Raw genomic sequence first — 25,608 nt, forward strand, 5'->3', positions numbered from 1 at the left:
TAATTTAGGTGCATTCATTACCTAAGGAAGAAACGCTGCTTGTTTGCCCGATTATTGAAGAGGGCATTACGGAGATTATCCGTTGAATTTCCATTTTTTCTCAGATGACAAAGTATAAAAAAATAGCCCCCTCTCAAAAGGGGACTACTGTTCTCCATCTTATCTTTGATTCAAATAAATCGGAATAAAAGAGAATCCATTTTCTTCCCTTATTTTTTTAGCTGTTTTTGAATCCTGAGCCTCACTCATACTTAGAACTCCAGATCCTTCTGATATACTCATTTCTAGTATTTTCGAGTTATCATGACCCTTTAGCTTCCCAATAGCTTTTCTCTTAATGGAAAGTTCTTTCGGGAATGTCTCCAGATATTGATTGATCTCTTTCTCTTCTTCTTTGGTCAGTGGCACTAATGTATATCCACTTTCAGCTAACAATGCATTTATTTCAGATTGTTCATCCTCTACTTTTTTTTGTATGACCTTTCCGGATTTATCCAGAGGTATCTCGACAGAGTCACCTACTTCAAGAACACAGTCCTTTTGATTTTCAACCGGGGCAAACGTCATAATGTATTCATCATTTTCCCCTTCCACTTCGCCTTTACTAAAAATCGGTTCCACTTTTTTGCCGCCTGATTTTATAAACACTCCTGATTTCTTTTCGTTGACACTATACCCGTATTCTTTACTATTTTTCCTTGCATTGAGGAATTGTCGTTCCAATTTACTCATCACGTCGTATTCCGTAGCATTTTCATCTGTCAGGGTCCCTGTGTCTGACCCCGTAACCACTACCCTTGTTTCCAGCTTTGAGAACTCTACACGGGTAACGGTGTAGGTTTCCCTTTTGTATGTGAATGTTTTATTGAGCTCTACTGTTCTTCTTTCTGATACCGCAGCCGGCTTGATGGTGAAATGTAATGGCCAGGTTGTTTCCACACTATCCCGACCTCTATCTTTATAAATCGTTAATTGATCGATTTCCAACCGGATGTCCTTTCCCTCATAACCCTTTAATGATTCAAACGACAGGGCTGATACTACTTTGTTTTCCTTACTGTCATAATATCTACTTCCCCAGCCTACATTTTTCAATTTTCTTTTTTCATTTCCAACCATTAAATTGATCGAGCTCACACCTTCGAATAGATCAATATAATAGTCCTCCAAATCGGTTGTTTCACTTTGATAGGTAAGGAGGAGCTTTGTTTCTTTATCATCCGTCAACACCCTGTGGAAATGGACGGTGATGTCGTGTCTCTTATCGGTATATGTTTGATCAAGTATCTGCCCATCCCCAGATATGACGGCATTCCTCACACCTGAATCATCAATATGCTTACTTGAGAAGATTTTGTCATATACCTCTTGAATGGCCGCTATCACTGGTGTGAATGTTAACGTTGATGCAATTAGTAAAAGTGCAGCTGCAATGATTGAAAGTCTTTTATAAAGGGACTTTTTGCGCATTGGAGAGCGTCCTGGACTGCGTTTATTCTCCTTTGCAGGGGTATGACTCTCCTCATTTAATTCCGATTTTGCTTTCTTGACGCCTAATCTGGCCCTACTATGTAATTCATCAGGAATATCAATTTTTTCTAATTCGCGTCTAATATGGTTACTCATACATATCAACCCTCCTGACCTGTTTTCGGAGTTTTGCCAATGCTCGATATAAAACAGACTTTACTGTACCCAAGGGTGACTCCTCGATTTCCGAAATCTCCTTAAGGGTATATCCGTGATAAAACTTCCAGAGTATGATGTTTTTTTCACTTTCATTTAAAGTTTCAATCAAATCATGCAGGGATAGTGAAAGAGGAATATCATTGTCTTCCAAATTGATAGGATGAGAGTATTCCGGATTCAAATGAATGATTTTCTTTCTATGCCTCAGCATATCCGTTGCACAGGTTATGGTGATCTTTATTAACCACGTTTTGAAATAGGCAGGGTTCCTTAGTGTGCCTATCTTTTTGAATGAGCGATACGCCGTTTCTTGAACGACATCAAGGGCATCCTCCTGATTTTTCACGTAGACATAAGCCATTCGGTAGATATCTTTCTCGTATTCTTGAAACATTGTCAAGAAAGCCTCTTCGTCGCCTTCCTGGGCTTTGTGAACTAATTCAATAATTGAACTCACCTTCTTTTCCTTTGTGTATGACTATGTATTAGACGGACGTGTGCATGTTTTGGCTTCAATAATTTTTAACACTACGTAAAAAAGACCAAGGTGCCCCTTGGTCTTGATCTTTTGTGGGAAAAGAAAACAATACATCGCGCTAAAACCTATTAGGAATCCTTAGAGGAAAGTGACCAGAGGTGGTCACTTTTCTTTTTGATAAAAACGCCGCACCTTCGCCCGATTCCCACAATCAGCCATGGAACACCAGCGCCTGCTTCGATTCCGGCTCGTATCAAAGAATAACCAGCCACAAGGATCCCCTTCACATTGCTTAACCCGTTCCAATTCATTTTTTGAAACGAGTAAATCCACAGCAGATTGCAGAATGGGAGGAAGCATAGCGTCCATGTTTTTCTCTGGGTGGTTGAACTTCAACGTGAATTGATCCTCATCTTGGATGACTTGCAACGATCGATAGAAAGTGCTCACATATTCATTGAAGCGTTTCAGATCCTCCTCGTTCGGCGAGTTTTTTTTGGAAATGCTCTTGAATATTTGATACATGACTTCCCGCAGTCCGATTGCCTGCTTCAGGGCTTGTTCTGCTTGAGAAGGATTTTCTCCGGCTGCAATAAGAAGATTCTGTGCCTGTTGGGCAGTCAACACTTCAGCATGGACGGACCAGTCAACCAACTTAGGGTAACTCGTAAACCAATCCCGCCTTTTCTCAGCGCTTTCCCGCCAGCTGACGGTATTGATGAAATCCATACACAGCCGTTCACCGACCATCATATAAGGGTTTGTTTCCGACATGATCATGACTCCTTTACTCTAACCATCATAATACATATTGACAGTTAGAAACAACCGGGGTAACATTATAACCATCTAAAGTTATTTTGATGGTTAAATCCAAATTCAGGAGGTACTACAATGGAGAATCCGATGTTGGCAGCTGTTAAGACGTTGTTGAAGGAAACATTTGAAGGACCTGAAGGAAACGGAAGCTGGTACACAGAATCGAAACCTAGAAGTGGTTTATTCGGAACACTGGAAGAATTATCGGCAGAAGATGCTTCGATACCGGTCAACGGAACGACCATTGCCGCTCAAACCGATCACACACGTTATTATATATGGGTGGTAAGATCCCATTTGAATGGGGAAGTACCCGACAAGGACTGGGAAGCTTCCTGGAAAATCACGAGCGTAGACACCAATACCTGGACACAATTCACCTCTGAACTTCAACAAGAATACACCGCACTGCTGACAACGATTGATTCCGTGACCTCTTTAGATGAACAGACTTTATCAGGTATGCTTGGAGCGATCGCCCACTCCGCCTATCATCTTGGCTCCATACGACAAATGGTCAAAGCGATTAAAGTTCCAAGCCAGTCATAATTTTGAAAAGAGCTTCTGGCAAACCGTTTTAAATAGAAGAACCCGCCGTGTAGTTAGAATTGGCGGGTTTCTTTATTGGGAATATTAAAATAAGCGGAGATTTTCCGGTTACATTCAGAATGGAACATGTTTTTAGGGTAAATAAGGGGAGGTTTTCCGCTTATGCTCAGAAAAATCGCTTATAATTGGATCTATTGAGTCAATAGGCGGAATTCTTCCCTCTATTTCAGTCTTTTTTAATCGTAATGACTAGTTAAGCGGAATTTTTCCGGCTATTTATCAGTTCTTGAGCTCAACCTGATCTCCCAACGGACATAAGGCTATAAATAAAGGTACTCTAAAGAAGAAGCCATACACAAGGAGGAACGAACAATGAAACCAAGAATCACCGTACTCACTCTCGGAGTGGATGATTTAGAAAAATCACTGGAATTTTATCAAAACGGTCTACACCTCCCAACTGAAGGAATCATGGGGAAGGAATTTGAGAATGGCGCCGTGGCATTCTTTGACCTCCAAAATGGGATCAAACTCGCCATCTGGGAGCGAAAAAGCTTAGCGAAAGAAGCCAATGTCCCCCTCTCTCCCAGGAGTCCCTCTGAATTCACGATCGGTCACAATGTCAGCAGTAAATCGGAAGTGGATCAGGTGATGCAGGAAGCAGAAGCAGCCGGGGCGACAATTACCGACCCAGCAAAGGATACCTTCTGGGGAGGATATTCAGGTCACTTCCTCGATTTAGACGGACACCTGTGGGAGGTCGTGTGGAATCCACACTGGGAAATAGTGGAGTAAATTGCTTGGTAAAAACCAGCTCAATTTGTTTGTGTTGGTCTATATTAAAATTCATCTTACACCCTTATACGTAACAACAAATGGTGTTAACAAAGTACCTACCAATAGTATGAGCATTCCGATTCCAATTGTTAGAACAAAATTTTCGAACGGGGCAAGGAAGTTAAAGAACAATATTGCTGGTAGAATGGTACAAAGCACAAATGACAATCTTCCTCGAATGGTGATTTCGTGCTTTGTACCACAGTTCGTGCAGTGGATGGGTTTGTACGTCCATATAAATGATTTAAGAATCGCTCTCCAGCTAAATGAAGTCTGACATCTATCGCATTTTTGCAAGTTAATACACCTCGATAAAATAAATCTATTAATGCCTTTTTTAAATACCTTGTTCCTCTTCTGCTTCTTTCTCCAGCCCCAATGTCCCACAGGTTCGATTTAACCATGTTATGTTTATTCAGGTTTTCAATCACACCGTATAATGTGCCCGCCGCTATTCTGCATGGCCGCTTAGCCACGGAGTAGCTTACGCAAAATGCATCGTTTCAGACAGCGGTAATAATCTATGTTTCATCATCTCACCCTTTTTTCAGTTCAGCTTACTAACAATTTAATACAGTTCAACTGAACATTAAACTATATTTTTGAAATCCTATTAAAAAAGCCGATTTCCAGTACATTCGGAAATCGGCTTTCTGCATGACCTGTTACCAGTGTGCTTGCAGCTTATTGCCATCTAAATCATAAAAGTGGAAAAATGCATGTCCGTGATCTTCTTTAATCTCATCGACCTTCACCCGGTGATCTACTAAGTGTTGATGAAATTCAGCCAGCTCGGGACTTGTAAAGCCAATGCTGAATTCCTGTTCCTGATTCACTGTAAAATGGGCAAAGGTTTCATCTTCTGTTGGGATTAGGATCAGTAAGAAAGGTCCGTCATTTACTTTGATAGCTGCAAGTTCCTCTGTCATGTTTACTAACTGGAGTCCTAATACATCTCTGTACCAGTGTGCAGACCGTTCTACATCTTTAACAGGAATTCTAATATAGTGTACTTGTTCAATGAATGATTTACTCAAATCCTTCTCTCCTTTTTACTGGTCTATCAAATAGTTCGCTTTCTATATACCTATCCCCTTCAATTTCCCAATATAATTCCAGATTGCTAATGTATAATATGAAATGTTAATCTCTTAGTCTATCCTTTTGTTATCATTCTCTTCTTCATGATCTCTCACTTTACCTTCCAGGATATCGTCTAGAGGAGTGTAATGATTGTTGGGGAGTTTCTTTTTTCGAATGGCACTAATGATAATAAAAGCCGGTATGGCAAGATAAACAACAAATGCAAGTCCCATTGATAAAACCTCTTGAATGCTATTGATGATTTCCACCTTACCCTTTCCCTCCCTTAAAGAATGAGAATGTGAACCGCTCCCACAATATTCATATACAATCCTGTGAGAGATAGGACCGTCCCCAGGAGGAATGTCCAAGGGTTGTCTTCTGTTTCCTTATCAAAAGTCCAGATTGTCAATAGAGCCAATTTCAACGTGACGACAGTGAAAATGATATATTGGGGTCCAAATGCGAATGAAACCCCACCAAAAATCAGTACAAAAATTCCATAGGGATTGGCATTCTTGATATTATCAATGTATTCTTTCTCAGTAGTCGAAAAACCTTCATCATCATATTGATAAATGCTTAAATCTATTAAAGAGATTGACAATCTTTTTTAATCCGCCCATATAATCCTATTTCATTCCCTTCCTTTCTGCCCTAGTTCCTCCGATATTTCATGACTCAAGTAATCGTAAAAGGAAAAAAATGCCTCCCACTAAAGCTCATACTCTATTTTTTCCGATAGATTTTCATACTTAAATGACCCCAGTCCCCTTGAAGATTATCAACATGCACGATACTCCACGCATTAAAATAGGTCTGCCCACGTTTGTTAAAGAAGAACTGACCGTCAATGCAGTAAGAGGCATGTTGAATGATCCCGTCTGCATTTTCCCAAGTCACCACATCCCCTGCCCTCAACCCTTGAGAGGGGATGACATGATAATCTTCAAGTGCTAAACGTTGAAGAAACGTTTGAGGATGGACCCATTCGTGGACGATCCACTCCTGATGGGTGATGGCGAAGAGAGTTGCCGATAAACAATTACTTCCCGCTCTGACTGGAAAGGTGTTGGCAAACGGTAATAGGTGCGGAGGGGTTAAGGTCGGGGGATCATAACAAGTCCAATCCTCCCATTCTTGGGCAATGTCTGTTATGAGGTCTTCCTTACATCGATAAGAAAGTTCTTCCCACATCGCTTTATGAAGGACAGCATACTCCTCTCCCTTCACATCGACAACACTATTTCGAAGGGATGATGCGTCTCCAGAGAATTCAGAGATGGGGTGAATCAAGCCCCTGCCCACTGCCACTTGCATATGAAAAAGCTCGATTTTCTTTTCAGCTGGTAGATGATTCACCCAGCCTGGAGGTGTCACCAGTACATGGGCAACGTCCTTTGATAGATTCCAATACTCATAGCTGTTCGAAAGTTGTACCTGTTTATAAGATGAATGGTTTTGGAACTCTTCGTGGGGGATGACCAGGACATTCGTGAGGTATTCTTTAAAACGAGCAAGGTCGGTCCCTCGGAGGAAAAACATGTCTTTATCTGGTACATATGTCTTTATCCATTCTTGTAATATGTCTGGTGTTGGCTGGAGATTTCTTTTCAATTCATTTCACCTCAATCGTTTCATCTCATTTCCTCCGCCAGTTCTAAAATAATCCCCTCTGGACCACGGACATAGCATAACTTATATTTGTCTTCATATTGCTGGATATCACTAAAGAGCACCGTACCTTTCCTTTTCAAATGGGCAACCATGGTGTCAAGATCGTCAACAGCAAAGCAAATGTGGCGGATACCCAATGTGTTGGGAAATGTTTGCTGAATACCGTTTTCATCAGCCGGTGTACGGTACTTGACGAGCTCTATCCAGGTCTGACCGTCCGGCACCCCCATCCCTACACATGACGTTTTCACATCTTTAAGGCCAACGACCTTGTCCAACAGTTCTCCATCCATTTCCCATTCGGCTTTTACCTCAAGTCCTAAATCAATAAAAAACTCTTTAGCCTTTGAAAGATCGTTTACGTTTATACTGATATGATCCATTCTGGTGATTTTCATGTTTTGACCTCTTCCACAATTAGATTCCGCAAAAGTTCAAAGTTACATTTATCAATCCTAATCTTTGACTAAATTCCAATTATTTCAAATAATAAATAAAACTCAATGTTTTCCGGAACCACGGGGACAGGTCCCTTGGTTCCACAGAAATCAATCTTTAATAATCGGGGCTATTCTGTCTATTCTATTTGTCCAAATTCCCCCATTATAAGGCTCCGGTATATACTCAAGGTCTGACTTCTCATCAAATCCTTCTGACCAATCACCATCTCCAGCAACAAGAATGACCCTTGTATTCACATCCTCCATCCTATTTATGAACTTAGTGGGAAATCCCCAAAGGTAAGAAGCATATTTTTCGGGTATATGAATTTGAGTATTTTTACAAGAGTCAGGTATATACCCTGTCCAACTTAATGCTTCATAAGATAATAGACAGCTTTTTAGCGTCTCTTTAGACATGACACGCATTTCAGGCAAATTCTCCTTTAACGTTTCAATGGGTTCATCCCCGCCATAAACTGAAAGTTCGCCCAGCCTTTCCTTAGAGTAATGAGAGAGGTATTCAGCTAATTTTTCACCCTCAGCTGGATCATTGCTCTTAATGTGAATTAAAAATTGCTTGTTTGGAAAGTGAGTTAATACTTCATTTAATGTAGGCATCTGCCCGATTCCTTTCCCTCGAAAAGGATACGTCTCCCCATTGTCAGCTGTATAACCATATCCGATATCTAACTTTCTAAGCTCCTCCATTGTATAGTCTCGCGTCTTCCCTGTACCATCTGTTCTACAATCAAGGGTCCAATCGTGAAAAATGGCAAATTCCCCATCTTTCGTAGGTTGAATATCCATTTCGACAATATCCGCTCCCGCTTTGAAAGCTGCTTCCATTGAAGGAATGGTGTTTTCCAAGTAAGGGTGTTCCGGTTCAAAGATAATTTCTGCTGTACACGTTTCTCCCGTAATACCATCCATGGGAAAGGTTTGACCCAAGCCCCGATGAGCCATGAGAATCGGCTCTCCTTCTCTTTCCTCTGTAAATATTGAACTATTATTTAGATAAACAAAAATCGTTAATACGAAGCTGACTACTATCGATATTTTCAAACCTTTTTTCATTTTCTTCATTTGTTTCCCATTCCTATCTATGTAATCACCTGAAAGGACATCTATTCCCTATAAAAGGTTATAGATTCTGACGTGAAGTATTAACAATTTCGAAGTATTGTGTATCTCCTAAGCCATACTCTTTAAAATTCTCGATAAGAAGAGATACCAGCTCCTCTACCTGAACATCCTGGTGCTTTTGAATGTACATCATAAGGTCGCTATCTTTCTTTAGATAACTCAAATAAAGATCAATACCTTTTTTTAAAGGGCTTGGATGAACTTTCTGAGGGATCGTTTTTTGAATCATTACCTGTTTGTAGAGTGGTTCATATCCTTCTGCCTGTAGGCTGTAATCAATGACACGATGAAACTGATCATCGACTAGATGGAGGTCGATTGAACCTTTATAATCTGTTTGGTCTAACCAGGCGAGTATGGTGAGAAGATTTATTTGACAAAACATATCCTCATCAAACCACAGTGCTATACGATCAACATTCCCTTTTAAAAGGGGCTCCAATGGCTTAATCGTGATTTCAGCATATTGAGCGGTCGTTACATGATGAACATTTGCCCGCAGTTCGATAAACTCATCAGAGAATATGTCATCGCAGGTTTCCCCGTAACACATGGCTTCGTTAAAAGGAATCATCGAATTGGGTTCAAGAAATTGTTTCTCTTTGAAATCCTTATACATTTCAGTTCCATTCAGGATATTTACTGTACCTATCACTTTGACACCTCCTGCTCTGTTTCAATGATGATGAAATGATTCCGCACTATTTGTCTGTACCTCATATTTATTTCTCCCAAAGCTCAATCAGTCTGCCCTCAGGATCTTTAATCCAAACAAACGTACCATATTCACTAACCTCTTTTTCCTTAACAAGAGGTACACCCATTTGTTCAAGATGTTCAATCGTCTCATTTATATTATATACTTGGAAATTTAACATCACTTGCTGTTCTGTTGGGAAGTATGGGTCCTGTTCAGTAAAGAAAGAAAAGATTGTTTCATTTCCTGGTTGTGGTTTGATGATGGTCCCATTCCAATCCTCCATTTCAATCTTCAACACCTCACTGTACCACTTCTTTATAGCATCCTGATTTTTAGTCCTCCAAAAAATTCCTCCGAGACCTTTGATCATCATAATAAACATGCTCCCTTCCCTAACTTTTTTCGTTTCTATGTAGAAATTCAAGAAATAGAAACAAATTCCTTCTTCACCCACCGGGAACCAAGGGGACAGGTACCACGGGGCCCCTACCCAAAGAGCCAATGGACCTTTCCCCTTAGCTAAAAGTTTTGAATATTCGAATGTTTTTCACAGAAAGGAGACGATTTTGATAAAATAAGAAGAAAAAGTAGGTGTAAATATGAAAATTAAAACCTTTACCGTTATGACCAGTAGCAAAAAGCTTGATGAAAAAGTGAATGAATTTTTGGAAAGTGATATTGAATTAGTTGATATAAAATTTAGTAGTAGTGGGAATGGATTAGCTGTTTTAATTATGTATAATGAAAAAAAATGATCTACCATGGTCAATGAAGGGCAGTGTTCAGGTTCAATATGAGAGTTTGTTCAATCAACCTGCCCCTTGGTTGTTCTATTGTTAGATATGAATTTCATTACGGTCCATTTGTAAACCTCCTATTCTTTATTGATAGTTTTAAAAAACCCACGGGTGTTATGCATTTAGGCTGCCTAATCACTACGAATGGCCATAAGTTCAATTGGCAACTTTCAGTTATATATTCCATCAGATGAATACGAAAAAACTAACTGACATAGCGGAGGATCAGCCGATACAATGCTATGCAAAGCCCTAATATGCTTGCTTTCATTTTGGATGGATGGTTCCTTTTACTAAGCAACAAGTAAAGGAAAACAACTACAAATCCCAAAGGAAACCATAGCACGAAGGAACCTTCCTTTGTCTCCCGGGAAAAGATTGGACCGATGTGAGTGCTAATCAAAAAGTAAATAAAAACGGTATAACGACGTGTTTCTAATTGCTTACTCCAACTTACCAAAAAGAAAATAATAATAATTGCAATGATTGTAATGTGGAAAGGCGGGAGAACAATAGAAAAGTCACTAAATTTGAGTTCCAACCTGTACAGCCCCTTTTTTATATGTATGAAGTCATACATGCACAATTAAGGGAAACTGCTATCTTTAGCAATCACCCGTTACCTAGATTTTGAAAAATATACAGGCTCACTCAAAAGACTTTCGCTAGAGTTTCTTCAATCTTCTTCTGAAGCGGTAATAGTTTAGGTTGATCGTTAATTTTGAAGTGGAAACTTTTTAAAAATGTTTTAATATTAAAAACCAAGAACCAATACTTTTCATTCTCGATTTTTGCCTTTTGGATTTTTAATTCATTAGGTACGTCTTGGAGGAATTGTTCTATTTCTTTTACATTTAACCCTCTTTCTAACATTTCTAGAATCGGGGTTATTAACCGTTCATCCTCATCGTGAACATACACACTATCGGATATAAGAACTTTACTAAACAATACTCTTACTATCACTGGATAATCTTCTTTATCAAGCTTTGGATTTTTCACCAACTCTTCAAATGTGTCAGCTACGTGGGCGATACTATGAGCCCACCCTTTACCAGAGACGTACCCTCTTAAGTCTTCCTCAAGCTCAATGTACGTAATCAACTTTTCTTTAACCGTATCAATTAGGTTTTGGGGTAAAAAATCCGCTTGATTATCTCTGTATAATATTAATGCTATTAACAGGGTAGTGAACGCTCTTGTAAACACGGTGTCGGTTCCCTTTTCACCAATTCCTTTAAACATTCGTTCATTCATACAAGCATCTAAGAGTACAGTTAAGAGTTCAGCTTCAATTTGATTGCTTTCAACAATTAATCTATAAAAAGCGGTGTAAATCAACTGATCACGGAGTTCACCATCCATTGAACCAATATGCTCCATCATAGATTGTAATACCAATGTTTTATCTAGCTCTTGCCAACTGCATCTTTCGAGTTTAAATTCTGTTAAAATAGACTTCAGTTCACTTTCGTCTAATGACATATTCCTCGTTGATATATCCATCGATTTCAATTTCTCCTTTTGTTATATAAATAAAAGAATTTAACTAACCTGTCCGTTAATGGAGTTTCGATAAAGCTGAAGAATCGATCATTACTAGCTATTGCCACGGCTAAATAAAGTATTATTTTTCACAATCTACCTACAAACCCTGTCTATCAATTTTTTTACAGCACTTACTACCACTTCCGGTTCATCATTTTGTATGTAGTGAGCACTGTTTTCAGCTAACACAAATTCTCCTATAGAGGATATTTCAAGTATCTCTCTCTGCATATCATTCCATAATTCTTGTGATTCCTCCGAATAATGAGCTTTTTTTCCAGCTGAAAGAACCATTAGCGGGACATTTAATTTACGTCTGGTGTCTTTCAACTGCTTTAAGCTCTCCATAAATTCGTCATAATTTCCTTCATGAGTGAATTGCTTGTTGTATGCTTGTTGAAAGTCTTCTGACATTGTCGGGAGAAATCTTTCTCTATAATCTTCAGGTGTCGAATCTACCAAGACAAGTCCACACACTTCATCTTGATATTCAGTTGCAAACATTCTCAAGTTTACTCCACCAAATGAATGCCCTACTAATAGATAGGGAGGTTTAATCTTGGCCTCAATAAGAAGTTCCTTCAATTCTTTTACCATCTCACTGCTGGTTCTGAGATTAGAACTTGTGTCACTTTTCCCAAGTCCCGCCCTATCATAAATTAGAACATTAGAGAGCATTGAAAGATCTTCGATTACTGAATTCCAAGCCTTGGAATAATCACCATATCCAGCATCCATTACAACAGTTGGTTTTCCATCATTTTCTCCCACCAATTTTGCATATAGTTTACAACTATTAATTTGGACGAACATTTCTTTCATACTTTCATCTATCCCCTCATTTGGCCAACCATCAAATATAAGCTGACTTCTTCTGCTGAACTGCACGATAATCGAATAAAAAAGCAGACTACATACAGATCGGTGTAATGATACATAGCGTTTCTCTTACCCGAATACCTGAGCAGCAATTCCAAATAATTCACCATTTCTCTGGGGCATCTTATTGAAATTGAACATCATAATGGGTGGATTACTTACATTTACAAACCCGCATTTCTCAACGGATTCCATAAATACTTCATTTCCTGATGGCATATCGATCCTTAATTTGCCTTGATGCCCTATAGCCAGCTTATCTAAAATCATAGATGCTACGTGAGCATCTGGTGCCACAATGGGACCTATTATAAGATTGACAGGTCCTACTATGGATAATCCAAAACCTATGGTATCCCCTATTTTATCTTTTACGACTACACATGCCTCGGATTGATTGATTCTATGTTTAAGGAAGTTGCTTCTTTTATCTCCAAAAGCCGCTTCATCCAACTCTATTATCCTGGGTAAGTCGCTTTCATTAAAATGTTCAATGGTAACTGTTGTATTGGTTAGATTAGAAGGTGAATAAGTATCGCATATGTACTTGTGCACACGGTCAGCAATATGAAACCCCATTTTTTCATAGAGAGGCTTTCCGTCTTCAGTCGAAATGAGCATGATCGCAGTGTCGCTTGAAAGGGAATGCATACATTGTTGCGTCGCTTCTTTTCCTAATCCCATTCCTCTATATTCTTTCTTGACTATGACCATACCAATAGAGGCGAAACTCGTTTCATAGGGGATTATGGCCGCACTTGAAACAATTTCACCCTCAGTATTCTTATGGCCGAATACTTTGCCTGATGACATCACTGTACCAATCTCTTGTGCATCATAATCCCATCCAACTGATTCAGACAGTTCAATTAAACCCGGGATGTCTTTCTTTTCAAACTGGACTAAATATAATTTTGACATCTTTCTTGTCGTCATTAATCTGTCTCCTTAATCGATACCAAATTGAGAGTATGACTTTCCTTCCCAGTTAGCCCTATAGTTGAAGAAAAAACTAATTAACTGGTTCTTCTGTTTCCCTTATAACCATCCATTTTTCATTTATTAATCTCCAATTTTCAATGGTAAATAATCGTGCTAATACTTCCCCATCTTTTACAATCAATTGTTCATAGAACACTACTGCATTTTTGTTATCCCTTAGTCGAATAACTCTATTTTCAAACCTCTTGCTAGCTCCTAGAAAATGTCGAACCGATTGTTCCATACCATTTATAGCTTCTTGTTTGGTAAAAATAATTGGTTTTTCATTTCCACTATTAAAAAAAGCAACATAGTAATCTTCTGACATTCTCTCTACTGAGGATGTGTCACCTGAACTCATCGCTTGGTTCCAATCACGTATAAATTCATCATGCATTTTTGTAAATTCATTTAAGCAGTTTTGTAATTCAAGCATTGTAAAACCTCACTTCTAATTTACATTTATAAGTCTGTTCCCCACTACTACACACATGTTCCTTCTTCAAATAACCTGCTCCTTTATTGAAATAGCTGAAGGGGATTTTATCTCCCGAATATTTCTGGTACCGACACACCCATATCAAACAACATACTCATGATAAAAAAGATGAGGAACACAATAAGACATATGATTACAACGATGCTTCCAATGGTTCCAACCTTATATTCTTTAACTTCTGTTTTTAGTTCGCGCCTTTTCTTTCTGTACACTCCTTGCACCTTATTGAGTTGTTGATTTTTATTTTGTTTGTCAGGGTACATTGGCATCACTCCTGTTCCCGATTGCTGAATTAAAATAGCTGGTCGGAGCTTTTCAGGCTGGATCTACAGTTTTTGCCCCCTTATATGGAATAAGATTTAAATTATTTCTTAGTAATTGAAAATTGACGACTTTAAATAGTCTGCGTGACCTCTTATTGTTTCAACGCCATCTCAATTCCAATTATTTCAAATCCATGAAACTTACTCAAGGAAAACTTTAGATAAAAAAAGAAGCCCATCCCGTTCTGGATAAGCCCATTTACTATCAACTCAACTAACAAATTCACTGAGAGTTTCCTATTTTACTATCCGGATAACATACGCAATTGATAAACTGACAATTAATAACATCTAAAATATGGACTTTCCTCCGGATTTCTTCAAAGGAAAATCTCTCCGTTCCATATTAAAGGAGCGACGGGAAAAGGTTTATTATATCACCGGCCCCTCATAAGGAGCTTTCGGCATTCGATGGAAATCGTACGTCGCCAGTTCTTCCACCTTCGTAAAGTAAGCATGTAAACTATCAGCCATCATTAAATTCATGACTGAATTTTTTTCATTAATCAATAGGATCGGCTTTTGCAGGGAGTAGGCGTACCCGATTTCAAATGCTGTTCCGCTGTCCACGTACTTGCCTTCGTAATCGCGGATTCCCACCAGGACATCGGAACGCCTTAAATTTCTTAGGTCGTTTCGGAACACTTTCCGCCTCCACTCTTTTGATCCAAATTCAAGATGTTCGTATTGATGAAATCGTGCGGAGAAGATTTCTGATACATATGGATTCTGCATGAGAGATTGTTCAAGCCTTTGTACCCGATCGACTTGTTCCTTACTGAAAAAGGGACTTGCAATAAACACTCTGACGTTCCTTATGATTGTGTTCTCCATGTGACCTCCCCCTGAAATGTACTCATACTATATCTTATTAGGGGTATCACTGGTTCATGTATGAAAAGCCACGGGGACAGGTAACGACTCCTACTCAAGGAGCCAATGGACCTGTCCCCGTGGCACCATAAAAATAAAAACAGTAGAGCGCGACCTGTTCCCGCTCTACTGTTTTTCATCTACTGTACCTTGATCCGATCTGTCTCAGGCGGTGCTATGCTTCCGCCGGATTCAATGATATAGGTTATGAAGGAGTCCAATGTCGGCGGACCTTCTACAGAATCCTTGCCTTTTTTAAAAGCAGTGAACCCGTCTCCGCCGGTTGCAAGATAATTGGTGAGGGCTACGGTATATGTCTGGTCCGGCTGAATGGCGATTCCATCTCTATCGGTCATGGCAACGACTTTTTGGCCAGGTGGTGCGTCTTTATCGTAGGTGTAGTCGAGCCCCGATGTCTGCATGATGGTTTGAAAATCCCCTGTCCACTGCTGTTCCAGTGCTTCTTTTATCTCGGCGCCCGTCAATGATGTTTTGACTAGGTTGGTGCCGAACGGGAGCATGGTGTACAGGTCCCCCCAAGTAAGTTCGCCTTCACCCAGGTTCGCTCTAATTCCACCCGGATTCATGAATGCGATGTCGGTGCCCATGTTCTCCCGATGTGAATCTGCGATGAGATTTCCGATCGACCGCTCCCCGCTGGCGGTTTTATCCTTTGTGATGGGGGCTTCTGCCTGACCCATTTTCTGGTCCAGCATCATCTGTTTGTCGGTAGAGTAAGAATCGACCATCTTTTTGATTTTTATGTCGGGCTCGATTCCATCGTGATATGTGGATAGGATGGCTGCTTGCTTATTGACAATTCCCTTCGTCTCCCGGTCGATCAGGAGATCTACATCTGAAAAGGCTGTTCCATATGAGTACGATTGAACAATCATTTTCCCATCAACTGACGCATTGGCAAAGCCGTGACTGTGTCCGCCGAAGATGATATCTACTTCATCATCGATGCGGGGGGCAAATTCAGCGGCGTCTTGGGCAGGATTTGTTCCGTCTTCGTTTGAAGAGGCGGAAACATGCCCGAGGACGACGATGGACCGAACTCCTTTTGCCTTCAATTCTTTTACGCTTTGATTGATGGCAGTGACTTCATCCGTGAATTCAATGCCTTCAATCCCGCTTGGCAGGACGATATCTTTCGTTTCTGTCGTGACAACTCCGATAAACCCGATGGGCACCCCATCGACTTCTTTGATCAAATATGGTGGTAAAATGGATTTCCCTGTCTTTTTATCGATGACATTGGCAGCTGTGTATGGAAAAGCCGCCCCTTCAAAGTTACCCGTTTTCTCATGTTTGCCGCCATCAAGGAGCCTGAACATTTCCTCCGTTCCTTCATCGAACTCATGATTTCCTAAAGTCCCGATGTCAAATCCGACTTCGTTCATCCATTCGACGGCAGGTTCATCCTGCATAAGAGATGACACAGGTGAGCTTGCACCGACCATGTCGCCGGAATGGACCAACAGGGTATTTTCATTTTCCTGCCGGTGCTTTTTTAAATAGGCAGCTAAATATTCAGCACCGCCTACCTGCTTTCCATTCCTTGTTCGAACCGTTTCCAGCTGCCCATGAAAATCATTGACTCCCAGAAGCTGCACAGAAATATACTCTCCAGGGTCGGTGGAAGATGACGCAAATGATGATCCGATGAAGAAAATACCAGTTGCGATTGCCGCCAACATCAATTTACTTAGAGACATGGAAAACCTCCCTGTGCTTTTGTCATCTTCAAGGTAGCACAGCAGTTTTGACCCATTTTTAATAGAAAGTTATTGTTTTGTAAAGACGTGAAAGATACAAACCACAAACTGACCATCAACAAACGCTATGGGCACAGGTACAAGCCGTTTCGAAAAAGTAAAATAAGCGGAGATTTTCCGCTTACATTCAGAATGACAGTTGTTTTAAGGTAAATAAGCGGAGGTTTTCCGCTTAAGCAAAGAAAAATCATCCGTTATTGTATTTTTTGAGTCAATAGGCGGAATTTTTCCTTCTATTTCAGCTTTTTAATCTTACAATGACGAATTAAGCGGAATTTTTCCGTGTATCTGTCAACTCTGGTATGTAAGAGCCATGGGGACAGGCATCGCGGCCAATGGACCTGCCCCCGCGGCTTAAGGAATATCAATGCCGAAGAATGCAGTTGTTATTCATGTTGATTAAGTCCATATGATTGTGTAAAAAGAAAGAGTCATTTTATTCCTTCTTGTCAACACTGTTTTCAACGACGGTAAACAATGAGTAGAGGAATAAAGATGACTCAATTACAGTTTAACCTAGATTTGGGACGAAATCCCATGTGGATCATGTCAAAACGATAGAATCACTTTTGGAAAATGATCATGAAGTTCATAAAATAACAAAGAGACCCCTATTTTGTGGAGTCCCTTGGTTTTATATAGCAGGTGCAAGAGAACCATTCCCTTGCATCCCTCTCTATTTACATTATACTACTAATAAAAAATGGTTTATAGACTACATTTTCTCCATTTACTGTCCTATACTGTTAAATACAAATCTTTAGAAGAGGTGTATTAATATGGATGACAAAAAAGATGTCTTAGATAAAGGTCCTTTCTTTCATGGTACAAAAGCAGCGCTTAATGTTGGAGATTTTCTAGTACCACAGCACAAATCGAATTACCAAGATAAGAAGTCGAATTATATCTATTTCACCGCTACATTGGATGCTGCAAAATGGGGTGCTGAATTAGCAGCGTCAGAATCAAAAGAGAGAATTTACATCGTAGAACCAACGGGTGATTTCGAAAATGACCCGAACGTAACTGATAAAAGATTCCCTGGGAACCCAACCCGTTCTTACAGATCCAAATCACCTTTGAAAATCGTAGCTGAATTAAGTGCGTGGGAAAGACACTCCGATGAAGACATTAACCATATGCTGACCTCTTTAAAAAAATTGAGAGAAGAAGGAAAAGCGGTAATATACGATTAAATCAGGATACCCGGGTACGGTTCTCATCCTGGGCCCCGTTTTCCAATAAAAATAAAAAAGTAGAGCGGGAACCGTCCCCGCTCTATCACACATTAATAAATTAAAAGCTGAAGACACTCCTACCTTCAGCTGCAAAACCTTGAAATAGTTTAACTACTTCCATATAGCCATATATTTTCTTTCGTACTTTTTGTCATCAACCGTATCGATCAATTCTAAAGCCGTTTGTTTGATGCTCTCATCATTAAAATGGTCATATAAATTTTTCATATTTTGAAGGATGTCATTACGAATTAAAGTGAAATTTTTTTCGTCTGTTCCATTTTTAAAACGTTCAACCATATGTTCCATCACCATTTCTTTTTGCGGTGTACCAGCAGCTCCCACCTTCCAAATTGATTGGAGGCTGTGTCTGGCTGTAACAAACTTTTCATCTTTTGTTACTTCCCACAACTTAGGGAAATCTTCCATCATTTTCATCTCTGGATCGCTTTTAGCTAGATTAGCCAAGTATTGTGCAGCCCGGGAACGTTGATGGTTATCCTTATGAGTTAAATCCTCTACTAGTTGATCCCATACTTCATACGCCCAATTAACTTTTTGATCCGTTACAGCTAGAATCTTTTGATAAGCTTCATAACGCTCATCTTTATCGCCTGATTTTGATTTTTCAAATTCCAATTTGATTTGACTATCCATTTTCATACCACCTAACGAGTCACATAAAGAATATTTTTCGTGAATATCTTTGCGAAGAGACCCCAATTGATCATTTAATGAACAAATTTCTCTTTCATTTAGTTGCATGATTGCCCATATTACTGCTGAATGATCTGAATAAGGTTGCCGCAAGTATCGTTGAAAACGGCTATTGTGATTTCGCCCATTTTTGTTGGATCCATAGTGAACTGCACGTCTTTTTCAACTAATCGTTTATACTCTTTGTGAATATCCGAAACGCCAAACATTGTGACGGGTATGCCGTCCTCAAATAACTTTTGTTGATACTCTTTTGCCGCCGGGTGTTCATTCGGTTCGAGTAAAAGCTCAGTTCCCTCTTGTTCATCTGGGGAAACAAGCGTTATCCATCTGTGTTCTCCTGTAGGGACGTCATGCTTTTTCACAAAACCTAACGTTTCCGAATAAAACTCTAATGCCTTATCTTGATCTTCTACGAATATGCTTGTAACGATGATTCTCATATTTTCCCCTCCTATGTTATCTGCAACTCATCATGCTTTGCTAACAATCAGAAAGCATTTCATCCATCTCTAATCCCGGTTAAGGTACTTTAAAATTATTCTACCCAACCTTTCAGTAAGTTTCTCAGTGGTTCGTTATGAAAGATAAGTACTCGATATTTCCCCTTTCTTTTTGATGTGACAAGCCCCGCCTCTTCCAAAGCAGAAAGGTGTTTAGCTATCGCTTGTCGTGAAATGGAGAGGTTGTGCTTCATAATGAGGCGTGCCGTAAGCTCATATAACGTCAGCTCGTTACGTTCTGATAGCTCGTCCAATATAAGCCGTCTGGTAGAATCACTAAGTGCTTTAAATATTGCGTCTTTGTCCCAATTCATATATTGATTATATGCAACTATCAGGTTGCACGTCAAGTATACGCAACTAAAAAGTTGCTTATTATGCATTGAGAAGAACCACGGGGACAGGTACCGCGGCTCCTATTTAAAGAGCCAATGTACCTGTCCCCGTGGCTACCCTTAATCATTTTTAACTCAACAAACTCCCCCTCATCCAAGCCTTCTCCCGATAAGGTCCGATAGGGATCTGGATCAAAGTCGTTCTGTCCTTTGAATTCAGTTTGTAAATTTCATCCGTCAATTTCGTATCAAACCCAAGCAGTGGGTGTCCGCCCAATCCGATGGCAGATGTGGCCAATAACAGGCGCTGTACAAGCATTCCCGCTTCCATTTGCATGATCCGGTAGCCTCTGTATCCCAGGGCGTCTTGATAGTGATTTTTGTTTCCGATGATGTGAAGGCAGAGCGGCACCTGAAGCAGATTGACGTTATCCAGTGACAGACCTGATTGCAGCTGGAGACGATAATCCCCTGTGGCGATTTCCCGCAAGGAATGACGCACGCTGTCATATACGTATGCCCCATTTGGAATGCCTTCTACATTATACAAACAGCCATAGATTGAAACTCGGGGTTCTTTGCCGACATAGACGTCCTCTATGTCACTTCTGAATGCGTATGAATGGGTAGCCAGTTTGAGTAAAGTCGATAGGCGCTCCTGACTGACCTTCCCCATGACAAAATCCATTTCAGGAGAATGGCGATTTTTGCATGCTTCAATAAAATCATACGTATAGGACTCAATCTCCGGCAGAGGGATTTCTTTTTCACCGGTTCTAAAATCCGGTTGTTTTCCGAGTGTATGAAAATCACCTGTTGAATGTATTTTGGAAGCTTCATTCACCGCCAGTAACTTAGGAAACTCCCTAACTCTTTTAGACCTTTCGTAGTGTGCTACAGAAAGTGCTGGCAGCTCCCGGAATAGTTCTTCAGCAGTGAATGTCCTTGCCACCCCGGTTCCAGCCCAATTCGTTGCTGCAACGGAAAGCGGAATGACGGCATAGACGTTTTCATCTTCCTCACTCAGTCCGATCAGGCGGTTGACTGCTGAATCGAGGAATTGAACATAGACCCCAGACTCAAATCCGAACCGTTTGGCCGTTTCCAAGAGCTGCCCCGTTACGACACCGGCATCCAGTCCCTGCAGCCGGTAGGAAAAGTTGTTGTATTTAAAAAAGTTTTTCCAAAATCTTGTGGAGACGAAGGCCGTGGCAAAACACGTCGAGATATCGCAGCGATTGCCGAGTGCCCGTTCTAAGTACGAATCGAAATCCCCTTCCCGGAGCAGGACGAGGCGATGGTGGGCGGCATCATAATGGTAGATTCCATGGGGCAAATCATCGAGCTTTAAATAGAGATATAGTTCATTTGGATACAGCGCCCCTCCGGATGGAGCAAACCGCCGATACGAGTGGATCGGGTAATCCTCCTCTTCCTGATATTCATCGGGATACACCGACTGACTTACCCCGGTGATGCCGTAGACGTACCAGAGAAAATGACCGATCCTTTCCAAAGTGGGTTGTAAGGGCGGCTGTCCCTCGGGGAGTGACAGCGGTACTTCTGTAGACAATGGGACCACCTGCAATCCCCGGTACAGCTTATAGGGAAGGGGGGCATCGTCCCAGTCCACTTCCCAGTTAGGCTGATTGGCCCGATTGATATCAAATTGCAGATTGTGCAAGAATTGTTCCAGACTCATCCTCCTCACCTCCTCGTACCTTAAGGAAACGGATGCGGTTTCTGGTTGAGCTCATCGAATGTCAGGGGTCCGTCCCTATATCCCAGTTCCGCCGGGACGTTCAGGACCCTATCAAGGCCAGTCAGACGGGTAAGGTGATGCCCGAATGTCATGGGAAGCATGCCGGGAATCAGGACTTTTACGCAGTGTAGTCCGTTCTTTTCAAGTTCTGGTGCGGTTTGATCCACGACAATGACGTCAAGGTCCCGGCTTCGAAATCTTTCAAGAATGTCCTTCAGGTCATCCGTCAGATCGCTGTGTTCAGATCTCCAATCGAATTCTCCCTGGAAACTTCGCAGGGACCGGCTGTCACCCTGTAAAAACGTGAATCGTTCTTCAGCCTGTGGTAATCCATACAGCATACCGTGATCATCCATCTGCCTTACAAGGGAATCATCATAAAGCATTTTTTCATATTTCGTCTTGTTCTGCTCCAATTTCTCATCGAGATTCAGCATCATCCCCGCAAGCTCCTGAATCGCGCTTTTCGCCGCTCTTACCGGGTCCAGATGGGCACCTGCCGCGAGGATCAGATTCAATCCTTCATCCTTTCGGTTCTTTGCCATGGCAAAGACGCTTGGAATGCCGTGCTCCATGGTGGAGTTATACAAATAGAGATCATAACCTGCGACCGCCCGCATCCGTTCAGTCATTAATTGCAGCTCTTCGTCCTCTGATGTAAGGGGGTCAAGGCGCGGCAGGTTGAGCTCTGCATACCAGGTCATCAGGAATGAATCCCGTTCGACTACCTCCATGATTCCGTAGAAGATTGCTTCCTCCCGGCTTCCGCCAAGGGCACAGCCATTGGACGTTTCATAAACAAAACCGGATGAGCCGCAGCCCAGGCTGTAATAGGCAAGGAGCTCAGGTACGAGAATCGGCCGCTCTTCCATGAGTGAATATCCCCATACCCAGTCAATCTCCCTGTCAGGGTCGAACTTTTCAAATGGGAAACCTGGCGTTGCGTACTGTTCATCTGTGTGCACGCCGACCTTTAGGGGATCAAGTGCATGATCCTTCACGTTCCGGTAGCAGTCATGGATGACGGTCCGTTTGCCCCGGGGCTCCAACCCGCAGTGACGCTCCAATCCTTCAAGGATGGCGGTCAGCTCGCTGTCCGAGTAAACCTGTGTCCGGCCCGCCGTCCCTTCATCCCCGGAAAACATCGGCATGTTGACGCTCGCATCGGCAAATGGCGTCACCAGGTCATACATTTTGCTGTTGAAAAGTCCCGTCCGATTATCCAGATAGTCGCTTATGAGCACGTTTTTCAGCTCATCCAGGGGTGTACAGCGGAAACTGTCTGCACGGATTTTCGGGCTGGGCATGAGTGAAATCCGTGCTAACTCCGGCGAATCGTCCGGAATCCGGCTGCAAACCCGGCACAACGAGTCTGGAACGAAGGAGTGCCAGGAGCTGTTCAACGTTCTCATGTCAGTGTGACATACCCGTCCTTTTGAATGTGCCTCGTCACCCTCAAGGATCCTGACAGCTTCTGAGGTGATAATGTGAGCCATGTGCAAGATACCGGTTTTCGAAGCCCACGGATCTTTCGTCATTCCACCGTCTTCCGCGAGTTTCCTTTGGACTCCCCGCATCTCATGTCGTTCCTTTCCGCCAAGGAGACGCCTCACATCGGCACATTGTGAGCATCCCGGTGTATCGTGCTGTACCAGGGGTCCGATGACTCCTTCCCCAAAGGAAACGAAGCCTCTCAGCCATGGAACCTGGGTCCCCCTCATCACTTCTTCTGCCATCTGATGAACGCCTGGATTCCATCTATCATCCAGGATCAGCACCAAGTCGGTATTGGCCGGGATGTTTTTTTCTACGTTTTTTTGCCTGAATACGGGGTACCGGGCTGAAATTTCCGCACATACACGGTCCGAAAGCATCCCCTCCCCCACGATTACCACGAACGAACTCATCGCACTTCCTCCTCTCGCAGCAGAACACCAAACACACCTGCGAGCTCCTGTTTAAAAGCAGGTTCCATATTCAGTTCGTACACTACTATCCGCTTTTGATTCCGTTTTAAGGTGTTGATTGCTTCTTTCAGGTTTTCAGGCTGGATACTGTCTTCACTGGCTGGGATGGTTACTCTTTGCACATTCTGTTCCTCTAAAGCAACGGCAACAGGGTTTGCGTCGACGGCATCCGTATCGTTCTGAGCTTGAAAGAGTGCATTCTGCAGAGAGTTCCTCAGCGCCATGGTGATGGTAAAACCGGTATTCCCATACCAGCCTTTCTTACCCCGGACATAGACGACGGGAAATCCAGCCACATCCTCCCCTACACCGATTTCCGGTTGTCCTTCCATGGTGGTCAATGCTTTTACATAAAAACGGCATGTTTCATCTTCCACCGTATCTAATGCAAGACGGGTAATGGTGCTTTTTTGAACCGACTCTCTTTTTCGCAGCACATCATTCAGGCACTGATGAAGCCCGCGTCCCACACATTCTGCAAACGTCGCTCCAGCTCCGATGCCCATATAATCACCTGTCTGATGAGGAACGATCAAACTGCCAAGTCTTGCAGCGTATGCCTCAATTCCTTTTAACCCGGCTTCGCGACGTGCATCTGCATGAGTCAAGCCACTGCAGATCACCTCATCCAGCAGTTCTGCCGGACCCTCAGACAGTCCCTCGACGGGCTGAACACGGCATTGAGCGAGTGGCAGCTGCTTCGTATCCCCTTCCTCCCACACATGAAATACCCCAGTCTCTTTTGACGTCAGCAGACTGAAGAAATACAGCATTTTTTCAGGATCAGACCTTTCTGACACCTGTTCCAGCCGCGTCTCCAGGCCATGAACAGCTTCAGCTGCTAAACGCCCTGTCTCCAGCGGATGTGGTAAAAAGGAATGCCAGCTTCCTTCAAGAGTCTCTTTATCCAGGAGAAAGATCCGATTTCGCTGATCGGCTTTTGCCACTCCTGTTATCTCTTTGAATAATTCAAAGACGATCATGTTCGCAAGCATGGCTCCCGGGATCGCCGACTCAAAAGATTTGCCATCATCTTTCCGCAAGGCCGTTGCGTGGATGCGCCTCCATGCAGATTCCCACCCTGCCTCAGTATCAGGATGGATGATGGGTCCGGCCATTCCTTTCTCCTTGTGACAAATGGCCGGAATAAACAGCTTGTGATCCGTCCTGCAAATCGCATGGATGAGGTCGAGTTCCTCATGGTTTTCTTTTTCACTTACATATAAAATCGAATCGAAAGGCTCCAGGGTCTCCCGCCACCCGCCTTCACTGAATCGGACTTCCATGAGCTCTACCTCCGGATCCGTTTTCCGGGCATGGTCCACAAGCTCGATCAGCCGGCGTCTGTTCGTAGGTACCTCGTCGGTCACAAGTACCTGCAGCTTTGCCAGTCCCGATTCAATGAGGGATGAAACCAATGAAGTCAGAAAAGGACCAGATCCCACTGCCAGGACATTGGCCCCGCGGTAAGTTTCAAATCTGGCAGAACCCGATTCTGCCAAGCTATCGACAAATTCGATTTGTGAGGCGAATTTTTCCACTGCATGCCGGGGCAGCTGGTGTGGCAGATCCCTGCTTACATCCCGGACAAATCCATTTCCATGAAGTACCTCTGCTATTTCCATGACCCTGTTTTGATAAGGTCCAGGCAATCCATTCGTCAAATACTCAAGGGAATACTCCCCGTTGAACATCGGCAGCAGCTTCTCAACCCATTGATCAATCCCGTTACCTTCCATACGGAAAGAGCATAGGTTATTCCTGAAGTAAACACCGCTGTTCGGTTCGGGGAGGTAAAACGTATCCCTTTTCACTTTTAAACGCATAGAAGGGTCCAATTTTCCCATAGTGCTCCTCCTTACCCCCGCTTATCTCTTGTATTTTGGCTGTCATTACCATCGTATGAGTGTCAATTTGTCCCTTATGTATAAAAGAAAGACCCCTGCATGAACTCATACAGGGATCCATTTGAAAACGATATTCTAAA

The 25,608-nt window shown here is 42.1% G+C and carries 29 protein-coding genes; 4 read left to right on the forward strand and 25 right to left on the reverse strand.

All coding sequences use genetic code 11. The features are described 5' to 3' along the window. Positions 1-159 precede the first annotated feature (159 nt). The 3 genes from ACCB35_RS16420 to ACCB35_RS16430 all read right to left on the reverse strand — a co-directional run bounded on the left by ACCB35_RS16420 (position 160) and on the right by ACCB35_RS16430 (position 2,941). Positions 160-1,626 carry a DUF4179 domain-containing protein gene (locus ACCB35_RS16420; RefSeq protein ID WP_374054519.1) on the reverse strand — a complete coding sequence of 489 codons (1,467 nt, stop codon included), beginning with the start codon at positions 1,624-1,626 and terminating at the stop codon, positions 160-162. Further along, entirely contained in the window at positions 1,619-2,146 is a 528-nt protein-coding gene (locus tag ACCB35_RS16425; protein ID WP_374054520.1) for a sigma-70 family RNA polymerase sigma factor, read from the reverse strand. The genes ACCB35_RS16420 and ACCB35_RS16425 overlap by 8 nt, the downstream gene beginning before the upstream one ends. 183 nt (positions 2,147-2,329) lie before the next feature. Next, positions 2,330-2,941: a CGNR zinc finger domain-containing protein gene (locus ACCB35_RS16430; RefSeq protein ID WP_374054521.1), complete on the reverse strand. Its 612-nt coding sequence runs from the start codon at positions 2,939-2,941 to the stop codon at positions 2,330-2,332. 120 nt (positions 2,942-3,061) lie between these two features. Between ACCB35_RS16430 and ACCB35_RS16435 the strand changes: the two genes are divergently transcribed. Beyond that, on the forward strand, positions 3,062-3,535 hold the full coding sequence (locus ACCB35_RS16435) for a hypothetical protein (protein WP_374054522.1): 474 nt from the start codon (positions 3,062-3,064) through the stop codon (positions 3,533-3,535). 372 nt (positions 3,536-3,907) lie between these two features. After that, positions 3,908-4,330, forward strand: coding sequence for a VOC family protein (locus ACCB35_RS16440; RefSeq protein WP_374054523.1), 423 nt, complete (start codon positions 3,908-3,910; stop codon positions 4,328-4,330). Positions 4,331-4,381: 51 nt separating this feature from the next. Here the strand turns inward: ACCB35_RS16440 and ACCB35_RS16445 are convergent, their stop codons facing one another. The 9 genes from ACCB35_RS16445 to ACCB35_RS16485 form a co-directional block, all read right to left on the reverse strand. Next, positions 4,382-4,759, reverse strand: coding sequence for a TIGR04104 family putative zinc finger protein (locus ACCB35_RS16445; RefSeq protein WP_374054524.1), 378 nt, complete (start codon positions 4,757-4,759; stop codon positions 4,382-4,384). A 278-nt stretch (positions 4,760-5,037) separates the two neighbouring features. Continuing rightward, on the reverse strand, positions 5,038-5,409 hold the full coding sequence (locus tag ACCB35_RS16450; RefSeq protein ID WP_374054525.1) for a VOC family protein: 372 nt from the start codon (positions 5,407-5,409) through the stop codon (positions 5,038-5,040). A 114-nt stretch (positions 5,410-5,523) separates the two neighbouring features. After that, the gene (locus tag ACCB35_RS16455; protein WP_374054526.1) at positions 5,524-5,724 is read right to left on the reverse strand and encodes a hypothetical protein; all 201 of its coding nucleotides are present in this window, start codon (positions 5,722-5,724) and stop codon (positions 5,524-5,526) included. Positions 5,725-5,741: 17 nt separating this feature from the next. Next, positions 5,742-6,062 (reverse strand): cell division protein FtsK, encoded by a 321-nt coding sequence (locus tag ACCB35_RS16460; RefSeq protein ID WP_374054527.1) that lies wholly within the window; start codon positions 6,060-6,062, stop codon positions 5,742-5,744. Between the two features lie 122 nt (positions 6,063-6,184). Then, complete coding sequence (locus ACCB35_RS16465; protein ID WP_374054528.1) at positions 6,185-7,072, reverse strand: hypothetical protein; 888 nt, start codon at positions 7,070-7,072, stop codon at positions 6,185-6,187. A gap of 20 nt (positions 7,073-7,092) precedes the next feature. Next, positions 7,093-7,530, reverse strand: coding sequence for a VOC family protein (locus ACCB35_RS16470; RefSeq protein ID WP_374054529.1), 438 nt, complete (start codon positions 7,528-7,530; stop codon positions 7,093-7,095). A gap of 150 nt (positions 7,531-7,680) precedes the next feature. Further along, the gene (locus ACCB35_RS16475) at positions 7,681-8,658 is read right to left on the reverse strand and encodes a glycerophosphodiester phosphodiesterase family protein (protein ID WP_374054530.1); all 978 of its coding nucleotides are present in this window, start codon (positions 8,656-8,658) and stop codon (positions 7,681-7,683) included. Between the two features lie 58 nt (positions 8,659-8,716). Next, positions 8,717-9,373, reverse strand: coding sequence for an AraC family transcriptional regulator (locus tag ACCB35_RS16480; protein WP_374054531.1), 657 nt, complete (start codon positions 9,371-9,373; stop codon positions 8,717-8,719). Positions 9,374-9,440: 67 nt separating this feature from the next. Continuing rightward, complete coding sequence (locus ACCB35_RS16485; RefSeq protein ID WP_374057049.1) at positions 9,441-9,788, reverse strand: VOC family protein; 348 nt, start codon at positions 9,786-9,788, stop codon at positions 9,441-9,443. Positions 9,789-10,041: 253 nt separating this feature from the next. On the opposite strand from ACCB35_RS16485, the gene ACCB35_RS16490 reads away from it, so the two are divergent. Continuing rightward, a complete protein-coding gene (locus ACCB35_RS16490) occupies positions 10,042-10,173 on the forward strand; it encodes a hypothetical protein (protein WP_374054532.1) in 132 nt (43 codons plus the stop codon). A 693-nt stretch (positions 10,174-10,866) separates the two neighbouring features. On the opposite strand, the gene ACCB35_RS16495 is transcribed toward ACCB35_RS16490, so the two are convergent. The 7 genes from ACCB35_RS16495 to ACCB35_RS16525 all read right to left on the reverse strand — a co-directional run bounded on the left by ACCB35_RS16495 (position 10,867) and on the right by ACCB35_RS16525 (position 17,039). Then, entirely contained in the window at positions 10,867-11,721 is an 855-nt protein-coding gene (locus tag ACCB35_RS16495; RefSeq protein ID WP_374054533.1) for a DUF2785 domain-containing protein, read from the reverse strand. A 135-nt stretch (positions 11,722-11,856) separates the two neighbouring features. Beyond that, positions 11,857-12,585 (reverse strand): alpha/beta fold hydrolase, encoded by a 729-nt coding sequence (locus ACCB35_RS16500; protein WP_374057050.1) that lies wholly within the window; start codon positions 12,583-12,585, stop codon positions 11,857-11,859. A 126-nt stretch (positions 12,586-12,711) separates the two neighbouring features. Then, on the reverse strand, positions 12,712-13,578 hold the full coding sequence (locus tag ACCB35_RS16505; RefSeq protein WP_374054534.1) for a GNAT family N-acetyltransferase: 867 nt from the start codon (positions 13,576-13,578) through the stop codon (positions 12,712-12,714). A gap of 76 nt (positions 13,579-13,654) precedes the next feature. Further along, positions 13,655-14,059: a hypothetical protein gene (locus ACCB35_RS16510; protein ID WP_374054535.1), complete on the reverse strand. Its 405-nt coding sequence runs from the start codon at positions 14,057-14,059 to the stop codon at positions 13,655-13,657. A gap of 107 nt (positions 14,060-14,166) precedes the next feature. Further along, on the reverse strand, positions 14,167-14,385 hold the full coding sequence (locus ACCB35_RS16515; protein WP_374054536.1) for a hypothetical protein: 219 nt from the start codon (positions 14,383-14,385) through the stop codon (positions 14,167-14,169). A gap of 432 nt (positions 14,386-14,817) precedes the next feature. Then, the gene (locus ACCB35_RS16520; RefSeq protein WP_044339344.1) at positions 14,818-15,279 is read right to left on the reverse strand and encodes a nucleoside 2-deoxyribosyltransferase; all 462 of its coding nucleotides are present in this window, start codon (positions 15,277-15,279) and stop codon (positions 14,818-14,820) included. A 179-nt stretch (positions 15,280-15,458) separates the two neighbouring features. Beyond that, on the reverse strand, positions 15,459-17,039 hold the full coding sequence (locus ACCB35_RS16525) for a bifunctional UDP-sugar hydrolase/5'-nucleotidase (RefSeq protein WP_374054537.1): 1,581 nt from the start codon (positions 17,037-17,039) through the stop codon (positions 15,459-15,461). 839 nt (positions 17,040-17,878) lie between these two features. On the opposite strand from ACCB35_RS16525, the gene arr reads away from it, so the two are divergent. Next, the gene (arr, locus tag ACCB35_RS16530; RefSeq protein WP_374054538.1) at positions 17,879-18,295 is read left to right on the forward strand and encodes an NAD(+)--rifampin ADP-ribosyltransferase; all 417 of its coding nucleotides are present in this window, start codon (positions 17,879-17,881) and stop codon (positions 18,293-18,295) included. 153 nt (positions 18,296-18,448) lie between these two features. Here arr and ACCB35_RS16535 read toward each other — a convergent pair whose 3' ends face one another. From ACCB35_RS16535 to ACCB35_RS16560, 6 genes are all read right to left on the reverse strand, one after another. Then, positions 18,449-18,994 (reverse strand): hypothetical protein, encoded by a 546-nt coding sequence (locus tag ACCB35_RS16535; protein ID WP_374057051.1) that lies wholly within the window; start codon positions 18,992-18,994, stop codon positions 18,449-18,451. 119 nt (positions 18,995-19,113) lie between these two features. Continuing rightward, a complete protein-coding gene (locus tag ACCB35_RS16540; protein ID WP_374054539.1) occupies positions 19,114-19,497 on the reverse strand; it encodes a VOC family protein in 384 nt (127 codons plus the stop codon). A gap of 95 nt (positions 19,498-19,592) precedes the next feature. Then, positions 19,593-19,871, reverse strand: coding sequence for a helix-turn-helix transcriptional regulator (locus ACCB35_RS16545; RefSeq protein ID WP_044339464.1), 279 nt, complete (start codon positions 19,869-19,871; stop codon positions 19,593-19,595). Between the two features lie 151 nt (positions 19,872-20,022). Beyond that, on the reverse strand, positions 20,023-21,594 hold the full coding sequence (locus ACCB35_RS16550) for a SagB family peptide dehydrogenase (protein ID WP_374054540.1): 1,572 nt from the start codon (positions 21,592-21,594) through the stop codon (positions 20,023-20,025). 20 nt (positions 21,595-21,614) lie between these two features. After that, positions 21,615-23,561 (reverse strand): TOMM precursor leader peptide-binding protein, encoded by a 1,947-nt coding sequence (locus ACCB35_RS16555; protein WP_374054541.1) that lies wholly within the window; start codon positions 23,559-23,561, stop codon positions 21,615-21,617. Beyond that, positions 23,558-25,468: a putative thiazole-containing bacteriocin maturation protein gene (locus tag ACCB35_RS16560; RefSeq protein ID WP_374054542.1), complete on the reverse strand. Its 1,911-nt coding sequence runs from the start codon at positions 25,466-25,468 to the stop codon at positions 23,558-23,560. The genes ACCB35_RS16555 and ACCB35_RS16560 overlap by 4 nt, the downstream gene beginning before the upstream one ends. Positions 25,469-25,608: the final 140 nt, after the last annotated feature.

Source organism: Rossellomorea sp. FM04394 (assembly GCF_041889765.1).
Lineage (GTDB): Bacteria > Bacillota > Bacilli > Bacillales > Bacillaceae_B > Rossellomorea > Rossellomorea aquimaris_B.